The organism is Alteromonas sp. 009811495, assembly GCF_028865455.1.
Taxonomy (GTDB): Bacteria; Pseudomonadota; Gammaproteobacteria; order Enterobacterales; family Alteromonadaceae; genus Alteromonas.
In genome coordinates this window covers 307,731-320,495 of the sequence record NZ_CP113972.1, presented here as the reverse complement: position 1 = coordinate 320,495, position 12,765 = coordinate 307,731, and the positions used below count along the sequence as shown (strand labels likewise).

The window sequence follows — 12,765 nt, the reverse complement described above, 5'->3', positions numbered from 1 at the left end:
AATAATTAATGGAGAAAACTATGAATATCGAACAAAAATCAATCATGCAAGAACTTAACGAAGAAGACTATACTAAAGTATATGGTGGAATTAGTGCCGACGCTGTGTGCCCTGATTACCTATCAATCTTGCCTGTTGGCCCAATTAGGCCAAAGAAACCGGAAACAGATAGGTAAACCCTAAACCAACAACCACTTCATCCCAGCATTTTCGGCGGCTTGCTGGTCATAAATAAAGTCGCCTACGTACAGGCAGTCTTCCGGTTGAAGCTGCCATGTATCCGCTACCATCAATAATGCGGTTGGATCTGGCTTGGCGGGGGCGTCTTCGCGGGTTAGCACGTAATCGATAGGTATGTTGTTGTTGGCAAGTTTTATGGCTGTGGCCTGTCGGCAGTTGCGAGTTACTATGGCCATGGGCAAATTATGGGCCTGCGCCTTTTCTACCATTTGCTTACCAATAGCTAGCCATTTGGCGTTTTGCGCATCGTCTAGTTCGTGCTGCAAAATGGTATTGTGAGCGTGGGCTTTGGTTTTTTCGCACGTAATAGCATCTACAAAGGTAAGAATATCTTCGTGCTGCGGGCAGCCTATGTCGGCGCGCATTTTTGTGAAATTCAGGCTCGACTCTACTAACGTACCGTCTAAGTCGAAAATTACCCCTTTAATACCGTCTAGGTTCATGCCTTGCCCTTTATTTATTTAATAATGCTGTTTCGCTTGTGCGCTTGTTGCATCGCGTCTAGTTAGCCTTTGCAATGTGTCACACTTTGCCAGTTTCTGTATTGCTTAAACAGTTACGTTTACATTAAATGTTTTATTAGCACTGTTTGTATTTAAGTTGTATTTAAGGCTTGCACCTTTGCGCTTATCTTTTGTTTTTTGTGCTTTTGTGGCAACAAATTAAGTTTACCGCAACAAGGGCTTGCATTAGCATAGCCGCTCTTTTTCTTGCATGCTTTTTTCAGGTGTTTAATGGGTGTTTTTGCTGCGCTAGGTACAGCGCTTTGTTGGGCTATTGCTGCACGATTATTTCGCGGTACAGGCAATGCGTTTTCCCCGCTTACCATGAACTTTTGGAAGGGCCTTATCTCCATTGCTATTTTGGCGGTGGTACTCGTATTTGTTCAGCCAACAGGCTTAACCACTCACACTATTTTATGGCTGTTGCTAAGTGGCCTTATTGGCATTGGTATTGGCGACACCTGTTTTTTTAAAGCCTTACATAGTATTGGCGACAGCCAAGCAGTACTGGTGGCCGAAACCCTTGCCCCGCTTTTCACCGCGCTATTCGCCATGGCCTTTATTGGCGAATGGATAACCTGGCAGCAATGGGTTGGCGTGGCGGTAGTGCTATTGTCTGTCGATATGGTAATTAAAGCACGCAAACGCAGCACTACCCACGTGTTTGCCACCAGCGGTTATTTGTACGGCGTTGGCGCCGCGCTATGTCAGGCCGTTGGTGCGGTAGTAAGTCGTGACATATTAAGCTCAGGTGAAGTAGATGCTGCCAGTGCCGCCTTTTTGCGTTTAATTGGCGGTATGTTTTTTGTGGTACCTTTTATTGCCTTTACCAAAACCAAGTACATGCCAACCATTACGAACGGTAAACGCATTTGGCCTGCCTTTATTATGGCCACCTTATTGGGTACAACTGCCGCTATTTACCTACAAATGTTCGCGTTTGCCTTTGCCAAGGCAGCTGTGGTGCAAACGCTTATTGCAACCAGTGCACTAATGTCGCTAGCCGTGGCATGGGCTTTAGGCGAAAAAGCCACCAAAGCCACTGTGGTATGGTCGGCTATCGCACTAATTGGTGTGGCTATTTTGGTAAGTTTTGGCGCTCCCACTACGCATTAAAACAGGTATTGCCGGCAACACCTGTGCTAGTACTATTCATAATTCGTCACAAAAAAGCGTCAACTTTTCTAGTACAAAAGTAGTAGTTGCGGCGTCAAATCGTTATGATGAAGAAAAAATAAAAACGTTTTCTTCATGCGAAATATAGTTAGCTTATTGCTCTGGGCTCTTATTATTGGCCTTTCTTCTTTGGCGCAGCGTGCTGTCGCCGCCGATAATATCGATGCCGTTATTCAAAAAATGCAAACCCCGTCGTGGGACTGCCCAACTCCGGCATTATTGCCCGAGCTTAATGCCACATTACAGCTAGATACTTTGTCTACCCAGCAACGCTTTGCCCTGTCAGCGGCTAAGGGGCAGTTTTTAATATGTGAAGGTAAACTGACAGAAGCGCTTAAATTGCTTGATGGCATTACTGCTCAAAACAATATTGATAAAAGCTCGTACGCGTATGCCTCTGCTATTTATCAAATTGGGTTTATTTATGATATGCGCGAGCACCCCAATCGCTGTGGGTACTACACTACGGCGCAAGAAATTTCGTCACCTACCCAACACAGTGATATTTTCACCAGTGCATCGCTGGGGCTTATTACCTACTGCTCTGAAAATGCCGATGAAGCAGAACGTCTCAGCAAAATGTTTAATGTTCTACAGCGTTATTCTGACGATGGCAGCCCTGCTGAACTAGCGCACATTCATAACTCAATTGGCCTGTTGTATGGCAACCTTGAACAGCACGCGCTTGCTGCTGAACAGTATTTAAAAGCCCATGAAATGGGCCTAAAAGTATATAAAGGTAGTAATAAACTCAGTATTCTAATTAGCGCTATCGTGTCGCTACTGGCCAGCGGCCAAACCGATGAAGCGTACCAACGCATTTTGGAGTATGGCACTATTAATAGCGAAGTGAATACACCACTTACTAATTATCACTATCAATATGCGCTGTCGTATTACTACCGTAAAACCAAAAATTATAATCAACTGGCTTACACGCTTCCCGACTTTGAAAAAGCCGTTTCTGGTATTTCTAGTTCACTGGCCACACTGTTTTACAACTGGCATGAAACCGAAGTGTGTTTGTTTAATAACGACTTAGAATGTGTGCAGCAGTATGTCGACAGTTTTGCAGAAAACGACACCTTTGTGCCTGCCAACTTTAGAAGCAACCTTGACTATTTAAGCTTTAATTTGGCGATGTATATTGCGCTGGGTGACTTAGAAAATGCGAAAAAGGCTAACCAACTTTTTGCGGCTGAAGCGGAAAAACGCAGGGTCACTAATCAAGATTCTGCGCGTATACTCAGCGCCGCAAACCTACGGAACCGAATTTACGATTTAGAGTCGGAAATAGAAGCGGCTGAACGATTACGTCAAAATACCTTGATAGCCGCCATTGCTGTATTCGTGCTTATTGCACTCATTGTTGGCTATGTCTTGCGCAAAAAGCACCTTGCCAGTAAAGCAATAGACCCTGTTACTCAACTGCTTAATGCTAATACAGCTATTAGCCGCATAAACAGTCTTGATGCTCCAAAGAGTGGTCGTGCTATTGCTATTGCTATATTCGATATTAGTAACTTGCGCGAAATCACCGGCAAACTGGGGGCAACCCAAAGTGATGCTGTATTAAGACAAATTGCCCAAACCCTACAAAACAGTACTCGTGGCAATGATATTTTAGGTCGCTTCGGCACAGAGCAATTTATTTTGTGCTTGCGCAATATTGAAGAGCGCAGCGCTCGTTCATTCTTCGAGCGTATGCAAACGGCACTAGATAGTACCTTCGATAGTCATGTTAGCGACGAACACGTTAGCGTCGACTCCAATATGAGCATTTTTATTGCGCACGAGAAAATTTCAGATTTAAATAATATTCTGGATGAATTGGTTATGTCTATTGATATGAGTGGTCGCGCCGCTTAGTGCAATTGAGTTAGGTGCTGAACTTATCTAAGTACTTATAGAGTTTATTCATTTCTATTGGCTTGCCGATGTGAGCGCTAAAGCCTACATTTAGAAAGCGCTCAACATCGGAACCCATTGCATCGGCAGTGAGCGCAATAACAGTAAGATCTTTGCGTATTTGCTTTATAAGTGTACATGCTTCTACGCCGTCCATTACCGGCATTTGAATATCCATCAGCACAATATTAAACTGGTCATTACGAATAGCATTTACGGCCAATTCACCATTTTCAACAACTGAAACAGTAGCCTTTGTGGGTTCAAGCATCGACTCTATTACAGCGCGGTTAATCGCATTATCTTCAGCTACCAGAATACGCATACCCTCTAAATCTGGAGCTTGCGTAGGCTCGGTATTATTCGCTATCAATTCGGCTCGCAGTAACGGCAACGATACCGCTATGGTTGTCCCTTCTCCTTCGTGACTCGTTATTTGAATATCGCCGCCCATCATTCTTACTAAATTAAGCGTGATCGACATCCCCAGCCCTGTGCCACCAAAGCGCCTTGTTGTGGAACTATCAGCCTGCGTAAAGCGCTCAAACAAGCTACGCTGTGCTTCGTCGCTCATGCCTATGCCGGTATCAATTACGGTTAACGTTAAAACGTCATCGTGCTGATTATCCTCGGCATCACACGCTAGGCGAACTACAACGCGGCCTTTTTCTGTAAACTTTACCGCATTCGACACTAGGTTAAGTACAATTTGGCGAATGCGCACTGGGTCGCCTAACCAACCATCTTCAAAGGTGTCATCTGCTTCTGTTTCCAGTGAAATACCTTTTTGACGAGCATCCTTTGTCATATCTGAAACTACCGAATCTACCACTGCATACATGGAAAACGGATGCGCCTCTAACGAAAGCTTATTTGCTTCTATTTTTGAATAATCAAGAATGTCGTTAATAATGGTTAATAAGGTATTCGCTGAGTAAATAGCTTTACTCACCAAACCACGTGTTTTGGCCTCGCCGGTTGTCCGCTCTAGAACTTGCAATGTACCAAGCACACCGTTCATGGGCGTTCTTATTTCATGGCTCATGTTGGCAAGAAACTCGCTTTTCGATTTGTTAGCACTGTCGGCCTGCGCTAACGCGAGCCTTAATACCATATTATTCGCCCTAGACTTGAGAATAATATAGATGGTCATCATCATGATTATTCCCATAAAGGCACACGCGATAAGCAATACTGATTCTAATGAAAATACCGCCGGGTCTTCATTTACAATTTCAGCGTCATCAGGTAATGCTGATGCATCAATATTCCACATATCAAGCTGCTTGGCATTAAACTGTAAGCGAATAGCGGCATTGTCTGCATGCGAAAACTCACTCCCTCGTGCAATATCAATTGCCATATCGGCCAAACGCTCTGGCACAACAACCGCGCCCCCCGCGTATCTATCTACATTGTGCGCAAAGATAGTAAACACTGGGTGCTCTTGCTGTGATACAAGGTAGTCGTGCACTGCTTTCCAGCGTCGCTCGTAATATTTGTAGTTAATATAAATAATCGGCGTGCCAGGCGCGCTTTGTTTAAGTTTAAATAGTGTTTCAGTTGGCGCTTGCAAGGGGTTTAAGTAATGCACGGTTACGCCTTGTGGTGTACTATTTAAAAACTTATTCACAAGATTCACATCAACTGTCATTTCGAGTGAACCATAAACAAACAATATTTCTTTCGTTTCTGGCAAACTGGTCATTATCTGCCTGAACGATGATTTTGGATCGTAGTCTGACGGCACTAATGTGCCCTTTTTAGGCTTCCAATCAATATGCAGAAAATAGCGATTACTAAATGGCAACAGGTCAGGGTTACTGTCTATAAATACGCTAGCATGCCGGCCTATGGCAACAATACGACGGATATCAACGTCGTTTTCGGTTTTCAACAGGCTTTGTATTTGATAGTGAAAGTTATCGATGACTGTTTGTTTTACATCTTCGCCCAAGGTATCAACGGCGTCGGCGTAATAAGGCGGCACGGTAAGTACCAGCACATCTTCGTAATCGGCAATGCCATTCATTAGCCGATACATTAATCGCACTTCAAAGTCAGATTCGTTGAAGGAATTAACGACTATAACACTGTACGATTTCTTTGGCGTTGATTGCGCGACAGCATTCTCAGTGCCCATAAGCAATGAAAAAAAGCAGACTAATGAAAAGAGTAATGGCACCGCAATGGCGCGAAAACCAAAAACATTCATTCGAAAGAAATTAGCTCTATGAAAAGTGATGTAATTTTCTCAGTGTAGCCTACCTTTATCTGAATTTGCGTTATTAATTTTGCACGGGCAACTTTTGACTCATTGATGGGGAGCTTTTCTGAAAAATGTTACCCGTCAACACCCGCCCAATTAGCGTTTTGCGAACTAACAGGGCGTAAGTCACAAGTGCAAAGCATACGGTCACAGCACATATACTGAACCATTTTACCGCCCAGTGTAGTGGCAACTCAGCCACGGCAACTTGCAACCCCACCACAATGGGTAAGTGAATAAGATAAATCCAATACGATGCATCGGCCACATAACGCACCCACCCACGCTTTTTAGAAAACAGCTTTTTGCACATTGCTATCGCCAACGGCACCAGCGCCCACATTACCAATGCGTAGCAAATACAAAACACCATTTTAAGTTGAATGAAATACGGGTGCCCTTTTTGCATTTCATATGGGGTCAGTGCAACAGCAGTAATAAGTGCCACCGTGCCAATACACACTTTTGCCACCGTCACTTTGGTAAAGGTAGTAAACGCTTGTAGGTTACGGTAAAGCACATAGCCAAGTGAAAACCAACCGAAGTACAGCAAAAATACAGGCCAATGTACATATAGCGATTTGTCAGGTGTATCTATTCCCCACCCTTGCATAAACCAAACGCTTAACGCAGTGGGAAGAATAAAAACTAAGCCTCTTGTTATCGGCACCAAAATTAGCCGAAGGGGTTGCGTATCATCTTTATTGAATTCAGGCCAACACCATGAAACCAGTTTTGCTCCTAAACACGCACTATTAATGTTTGCCTTGTTAAGCGTAAAGCGTATCGCTATAAAACTGGCCGTAATCAACAGCAAGTAGTACAAAAACCAAAGGTGAGTGCCCACTAAAAAACCACTGGGAAGTGCGTTAAACGTATCTAGGCCCTGCAAAAAAGCAAATGCAATATCAACCTCGCCTTGCATACTTTGCCCACCGGCTACCCACCCGCTTACAATAAGTGGGCGAAGTATGAACCAGCCAACTATCAGCGGCAGCGCTAACTTAATTGCGCGAGACTTAACAAAGGTTGCAATGTGACTTCGCTGAAGACTCATACAGGTAAAATAGCCTGCAATAAGAAAGAATAGGGGCATACGAAACGTATGGCTCACAAATACAAAAACAGCCACAGCATAGCTTGTTGAAATATCCATCACAGCCCACCCTATAAAAATGGGCATAAAAGACAGGCTAGCGTGAAAGATAACACCAAGCAGCAGCGCGATGCTGCGCACCGCGTCTAAATAGTAAAGTCGTTGATGTTGTCCGTTTTCCATTAGGTTTGTTTACCTTGTTGTTCGCGTTGCGTTAACCGTGCGGCTTTAATAAAAACCAACATCATCCACTTCAAAATTAAAGGCAGCTTTTTGCATGCTATAGGCAACTATGCTTAAGCTATTAAGCGTGTGCGGGTCAAGAGCTGTTTGCTCAGACCACGTGCGCTTCATTGCACTAAACGGCACGTGCACTTCATGGAAATCGCCATCGGCTTTAACCACAATAGGGGCCGCATGGTAGTCAAAGTTGGTAACCAGCGTACTGTTTGCAGAAAGACTTACATTGCCACTTGTTACTTTAATCAAAAGCCTTATGCCTTTATGCGCACTCGCATCGAAAGGCTGGCCCATTGCGCTAAGTGGAATAACGGTACTTGCCCAACCGGGTTGACCTCTTGGCGGTGCAATGTCACCTTCTACGCGCAAGATACCGTTTGAAATTAACTGCGTGGTTGTTGTGCTACCTCCTGCCAACGTGTCATCAAGAAATTGTCTATCAAACCCTGTTGATGCAACGCTACTATCGGAAAAATCATCTATTGTGGTGTTAAGTTGATTCTCTGCTTGTGCGCATGGCGTTGTTAACAACACACTTACTGCACCTGCCATCACTAGCTGTGTAAAAGCCTTAAATGATAATGTCATCACGGTAACTATCCTCTTTTGCGGTTCTATTAATCTGTTTTGAAGTTAAACATGTCCCAATTGAGAAAGCGGATGCTATCTACATGGGCTTGTTTATTAAGTGCCGCACTAAAAGAAATAGGTGACAGAGAAAAGTATATTTTTTTGAAAAATAATTGCTGCGGGCGCAATATCGCAAAGTAGGTGATAAAAAATAAAACGAACTAAAAAAGTGTGTCACCTTTTTCTTATTGAATGCACTTATTAGATATCCGCACTACAACGTAAAGAAAATATGTTTAGAAAACGCCTAGTACTTAATAGCGCCGACGACGCCAGCCTCGTTATGCATTCACTTGGAGGTAACCGCGACGCCTTTTGCGAAATAGTTACCCGATACCAGAATTTGCTTTGCTCACTGGCCTACTCTTCGGTAGGCGACTTAAAGCAAAGTGAAGATATCGCGCAAGAGGCATTTATTGAAGCATGGATGAAGCTAGATACGCTGCGCGACCCTGAAAAATTAAAAGCGTGGTTGTGTGGTATTTTGCGGTTTAAGGTCAGTCACCACAGACGAAAAGAGCAGAGACATAGTGCTCATCATCAAAGCACCGTTTTTGATGATACTAACAGTACACATACCGATGCAGTAGCCTTCAGTGAAGCAAAAACGGTTAACTTAGATGAGCAAGCTATTGCTCAGCAGCATGAAGCATTAATGTGGCAAGTACTAGAAGGTATGGACAATCACTATCGCGAGCCGTTGGTGCTGTATTACCGCGAGCAGCAATCGATTGAACGTGTTGCCCAAGAGCTCGACCTAACTCTGGACACCGCTAAACAGCGACTTTCGCGAGGCCGTAAGTTACTCAAAGCAGCCATGTCATCAATTGTGGAAGAGTCGCTTAAGCGCAGTAAGCCCGGTGTGGCATTTACCGCAGCAGTGCTCAGTGCCATCAGCTCGGTATCACCGCCAGCCAAGGCTGCAGCCTACGGTGCTGGGGCCGCTAAAGCCACTAGCTATTTGTCACTTTCTGCGTTTATTGCATTGCTGGCCAGTGCATCAGGTTTTATCAGTGCTTTTTTTGGGTTGCAAGCGGCCTTAGCGCAAACGCGAACACTGAACGAACGTAAATTAGTAATTCGCATTGTAACCCTATTTATGACATGGGCCATTTTGTTTGTTGCTGGCATGATTGGGTTGAAGTACGCGGCTCTTACTAAGCCGCAATTTGCGCTTGCTTTCACGGTTCTGTCCCAATTGCTTGTGCTTGCATTTGTTGTGGCGTATTTGCGTCTGTCGTATCAGATGATTGCATCAATGAAGACGTTGCGAATGCACGAGCGGCTATTTAACCCACATGCGTTTAACGATGAAGCCGAACAAGAGAAGTCTTCACGCAAAGCGCTCATCAGTCGCATTCGACTTTTTGGCGTACCGCTTTATCACTTTCAGTTTGGCATGCCTGAGCAAAATGAAAAGGCGGCTTATGGCTGGATTGCAGGCGGTAGTTATGCATACGGGCTTCTGTTTGCCTGGGGCGGTATTGCGGTTGCCCCAATAAGTGTAGGCATTGTATCTGTCGGCGCAGTCACGGTGGGCGCCGTTGGAGTTGGTGTGTTAAGTTTGGGCACAGTTGCTATTGGCGTGATTGGTTTTGGCGCCTCGGCCGTTGCATACAATGCATATGCATCGCTATCGTCGTTAGGTTGGCAAAGTGCTTTCAGCCAAGGATTTTCTGTTGCACTCGACGCCGCAATAGGGCCATTTGCGTACACTGAGCATACCAACAGTGAAATGGCTGCCGATATTGCGCAGCTGTCGCTCTTTGATCAGCATTATTTGTGGTTACTTGTGGCTATTGCCGTGCTTGTTATTGTTCCCGCCGCATGGCATTCGCACGCAGTGCGAAAGCGCATGCAAGTAAAAGAATAGGTTTACTGATTATCTTGCAAATAGGTTTGAAAGCGGGTGTACACGCCGTTAGTCCACCCGAAACCTAACTGAACTTCATATTCACCACCACCCGCTTTGACGGTAGGCTCACACACATTGTACTTCTCAAGCAGCACACCGCTTTGTAAAAAGGTATCTTCAATCGTGGTGCAAAAACGGCGCATAATGCTGGCGGCCATGCGTTCGAAGCCATAGTTACGCAGGCCTTCAACGGCAAATAACTGAAGAGGTGCCCATCCATTTGGTGCATCCCATTGCTGTGACGTTGTAATAGCAGTGGTAACCAAACCACCAGCTTTCAACAAGTGCTCACGGAGTGTAGCTTCAACTACCTGTGCTTGATGTTTGTCGGCAATGCCTACAAATAGCGGCACTGTCATGGCAGCAGATACCACTGACGTTTGCGTATCAGTTGGATAGTGGTAATCGAAATAGCCTTTTTTGGTTTCGCTGTATAAGTAGGTATTAATCGCCTCTACTCTGCGCGTCGCCGCCACTTTGTAACGTGCTTTCTCGTTGCCCTCGGTTACATTGGCTAAGGTATTTTCTAGTGTGACTAGCAATGCATTGAGATCAACGGGAATTATTTCTGTCGTTCTAATGCTGGCAAGCTGATTCGGATCTTCAAGCCATCGAGAGCTAAAGTCCCATCCAGACTCACAGGCAGCACGCACATGCTGATAGAAAGCGGCTTTGTCTGCACCAATGGTTTCTGCCGTTTCAATATCTTCGCGGTACGACTCCGGTCGTGGTGTAGCTTCAGTATCAAAATAGCGATTTAACACTGCTCCACACGGCATAGTTATTACCCGAAGCGGTGAGACTTCATTGTATTGCATCCAAAACGCATACTCTTTTTTCATGCCTTCGACAGCGTACTTTTTTTGCTGTGGAGAAAGGTGCGCCTCAAGCAACTGATAAAATAGGGCCAAAATTGGTGGCTGGCTACGAGAATAATAATAGGCGCGGTTACCATTTGGAATGCAGCCAACTTCTAATAGGATATCAACAAAGTTCTCAAGCATATTGATAGCCATGTCGATGCGTCCTGCATCCATTAAACCAAGTGCGGTAAAATAGCTATCCCAGTAGTAGATTTCGCGAAAGCGACCGCCGGGCACAATGTAAGGTCGGTTTAACGCAATAAGACTGTCGTTGTACTGTGTGTCCGGTGTACGCGTAAGTACGTCCCACATTTTTTCAATATAGTGCGAAACGCTTTTAAATGAGGTGTTCGATGTTTCATTATCGGAACTTGGAATATCAAAGTGCGTTTGAACAAACCCAAGTAAGTCTACCTGCGTATTGTTTTGCTTAGCCAGTTGGCACACCCTATCGTAGGCTTTAAGGGTTGAAGCAATATCCGTTTTTACAACAGCGTCGGCAAAGGTTTTGCTATCGGGAAACAGCTGCGCCAATTGAACATCTTTAAATAAATCGCTTTGGAAGAAAGACAAGCTGTCTTGCCACGTATGACTCATGCTGGATGCTCCGAATTGCGCTGTGGAGATAACGCTTTTTCCGTTAACGTTGTCGACGCTTTCTTAAAGAAGAACAATGTAATAACCAACAAGCCAATTGGGATAAGCGAAAGGTAAAATGCTTGCTGCCCACCCACTGCGTCGAAAACAAACCCGGTAACAATAGAGCCAGTTGTGCCGCCAAGAGCAGAAAATACCACGATAAGTCCGGTCATAGGAGCGTGCTGAGCTTGAGGAAGCGCACTTAACATTACCGAATTAATAACCGGGTAAATGGGCGCCATCATCAAACCAATTAAAGGGATGAGAAAGGCAGCAAGCGGCGCATCTGCCCAACTAGCAATAGGCATGTTAGCTACGTTTTCTGCAAGCGGTAAACTAAGTAGCATGACTAACGCCATACCTGCCAAACATATATTTAAGAAAGGATACCAGTTCATTCGCGTAAGTACGGCCCCAGCCGTTAGCCTACCAACTGCCAAAGCAATAGCAAAAATACTGGTTATTTGAATGCTTACCTGAGTGGGCAAACCCAACACCTCTTTGTTGAATGTGGGTAACCACGAGCCAATTCCTTGCTCAATAAGTACATACAGAAAAATAGAAAAGATAAACACAAGTACTAACGGTTTGTAGGCCAGCTTTAACATGCCAACAAACTCGCTGCCCAATGTGCTGCCTTGGGTATATTCAACGCGTTTTATAGGTGCAATAGCTACCACCATACATGTGAACGCCACTAATGCCGCAAGTAGGTAATACACATTTAGCCACGACAGCGATGCATCGTTGTTAGGATCGATAAAGCCCGCGAAAACCCAGTAGCCCGATAACACACCCAGCATAAATATACCTTCTATAGTATTCATTAACGAGGAGTGCGCTTTTGTTGATGAAGACAGTTGACCAATAATGGCATATACCGACACTTTAACTAACGCAAAGGCCGTACCGATACAGGCAAACAATACTTTAATAAACCAAAAACTGGCGATAGACGGGGTAAGCGCGCATGCCACAGTCACCAACGCAAGCCCCACTAGCATGGCGAGTTTATAACCCACTCGAGGAATAAAGCTGGCAACTAAAAAGGACACTATCGCAATAGAGAGATCTTTAAAGCCTTCCAGTGTGCTGGCCTGAGGTTTACTTATGTCGAAACTATTGATGGACTGCAGAATTACTGTACCCACACTGTTTAGCAGTATGGCAAAAACGTAGTAACTGATCGCTATTGCAGCAATAATCATTAAACGTGACATGTGTAAACACTCTGTTAACTGAATTACGCTGGAGTGTAGTCTTAAGAAAACAAAAATGCAAACGTT

The 12,765-nt window shown here is 44.6% G+C and carries 10 protein-coding genes; 4 read left to right on the top strand and 6 right to left on the bottom strand.

Annotated elements, in window-relative coordinates; genetic code table 11:
- Positions 1-20 precede the first annotated feature (20 nt).
- On the top strand, positions 21-176 hold the full coding sequence (locus tag OZ660_RS01410; RefSeq protein ID WP_202263264.1) for a hypothetical protein: 156 nt from the start codon (positions 21-23) through the stop codon (positions 174-176).
- Positions 177-179: 3 nt separating this feature from the next.
- Here OZ660_RS01410 and OZ660_RS01405 read toward each other — a convergent pair whose 3' ends face one another.
- Entirely contained in the window at positions 180-683 is a 504-nt protein-coding gene (locus OZ660_RS01405) for an HAD family hydrolase (protein ID WP_274742314.1), read from the bottom strand.
- A 291-nt stretch (positions 684-974) separates the two neighbouring features.
- On the opposite strand from OZ660_RS01405, the gene OZ660_RS01400 reads away from it, so the two are divergent.
- Both OZ660_RS01400 and OZ660_RS01395 read left to right on the top strand, forming a co-directional pair.
- Positions 975-1,859: a DMT family transporter gene (locus OZ660_RS01400; protein WP_274742313.1), complete on the top strand. Its 885-nt coding sequence runs from the start codon at positions 975-977 to the stop codon at positions 1,857-1,859.
- Positions 1,860-1,994: 135 nt separating this feature from the next.
- The gene (locus tag OZ660_RS01395; RefSeq protein ID WP_274742312.1) at positions 1,995-3,788 is read left to right on the top strand and encodes a GGDEF domain-containing protein; all 1,794 of its coding nucleotides are present in this window, start codon (positions 1,995-1,997) and stop codon (positions 3,786-3,788) included.
- A 10-nt stretch (positions 3,789-3,798) separates the two neighbouring features.
- Here OZ660_RS01395 and OZ660_RS01390 read toward each other — a convergent pair whose 3' ends face one another.
- The 3 genes from OZ660_RS01390 to OZ660_RS01380 all read right to left on the bottom strand — a co-directional run bounded on the left by OZ660_RS01390 (position 3,799) and on the right by OZ660_RS01380 (position 8,020).
- Positions 3,799-6,042 (bottom strand): ATP-binding protein, encoded by a 2,244-nt coding sequence (locus OZ660_RS01390; RefSeq protein ID WP_274742311.1) that lies wholly within the window; start codon positions 6,040-6,042, stop codon positions 3,799-3,801.
- Positions 6,043-6,115: 73 nt separating this feature from the next.
- Entirely contained in the window at positions 6,116-7,375 is a 1,260-nt protein-coding gene (locus tag OZ660_RS01385; protein ID WP_274742310.1) for an acyltransferase family protein, read from the bottom strand.
- A gap of 45 nt (positions 7,376-7,420) precedes the next feature.
- On the bottom strand, positions 7,421-8,020 hold the full coding sequence (locus tag OZ660_RS01380; RefSeq protein WP_274743418.1) for a CIA30 family protein: 600 nt from the start codon (positions 8,018-8,020) through the stop codon (positions 7,421-7,423).
- 274 nt (positions 8,021-8,294) lie between these two features.
- On the opposite strand from OZ660_RS01380, the gene OZ660_RS01375 reads away from it, so the two are divergent.
- The gene (locus tag OZ660_RS01375) at positions 8,295-9,935 is read left to right on the top strand and encodes an RNA polymerase sigma factor (RefSeq protein WP_274742309.1); all 1,641 of its coding nucleotides are present in this window, start codon (positions 8,295-8,297) and stop codon (positions 9,933-9,935) included.
- Positions 9,936-9,937: 2 nt separating this feature from the next.
- On the opposite strand, the gene OZ660_RS01370 is transcribed toward OZ660_RS01375, so the two are convergent.
- Together OZ660_RS01370 and OZ660_RS01365 are read right to left on the bottom strand one after the other, a co-directional pair.
- Positions 9,938-11,437: a trehalase family glycosidase gene (locus OZ660_RS01370; protein ID WP_274742308.1), complete on the bottom strand. Its 1,500-nt coding sequence runs from the start codon at positions 11,435-11,437 to the stop codon at positions 9,938-9,940.
- Positions 11,434-12,699 (bottom strand): MFS transporter, encoded by a 1,266-nt coding sequence (locus tag OZ660_RS01365; protein WP_274742307.1) that lies wholly within the window; start codon positions 12,697-12,699, stop codon positions 11,434-11,436. The genes OZ660_RS01370 and OZ660_RS01365 overlap by 4 nt, the downstream gene beginning before the upstream one ends.
- Between the last annotated feature and the right edge of the window lie 66 nt (positions 12,700-12,765).

Bases quoted from the DNA above. Each gene is read 5' to 3' on its own strand.
- OZ660_RS01410 (WP_202263264.1), top strand. From the start codon at position 21: ATGAATATCGAACAAAAATCAATCATGCAAGAACTTAACGAAGAAGAC.
- OZ660_RS01405 (WP_274742314.1), bottom strand. From the start codon at position 683: ATGAACCTAGACGGTATTAAAGGGGTAATTTTCGACTTAGACGGTACG.
- OZ660_RS01400 (WP_274742313.1), top strand. From the start codon at position 975: ATGGGTGTTTTTGCTGCGCTAGGTACAGCGCTTTGTTGGGCTATTGCT.
- OZ660_RS01395 (WP_274742312.1), top strand. From the start codon at position 1,995: ATGCGAAATATAGTTAGCTTATTGCTCTGGGCTCTTATTATTGGCCTT.
- OZ660_RS01390 (WP_274742311.1), bottom strand. From the start codon at position 6,042: ATGAATGTTTTTGGTTTTCGCGCCATTGCGGTGCCATTACTCTTTTCA.
- OZ660_RS01385 (WP_274742310.1), bottom strand. From the start codon at position 7,375: ATGGAAAACGGACAACATCAACGACTTTACTATTTAGACGCGGTGCGC.
- OZ660_RS01380 (WP_274743418.1), bottom strand. From the start codon at position 8,020: ATGACATTATCATTTAAGGCTTTTACACAGCTAGTGATGGCAGGTGCA.
- OZ660_RS01375 (WP_274742309.1), top strand. From the start codon at position 8,295: ATGTTTAGAAAACGCCTAGTACTTAATAGCGCCGACGACGCCAGCCTC.
- OZ660_RS01370 (WP_274742308.1), bottom strand. From the start codon at position 11,437: ATGAGTCATACGTGGCAAGACAGCTTGTCTTTCTTCCAAAGCGATTTA.
- OZ660_RS01365 (WP_274742307.1), bottom strand. From the start codon at position 12,699: ATGTCACGTTTAATGATTATTGCTGCAATAGCGATCAGTTACTACGTT.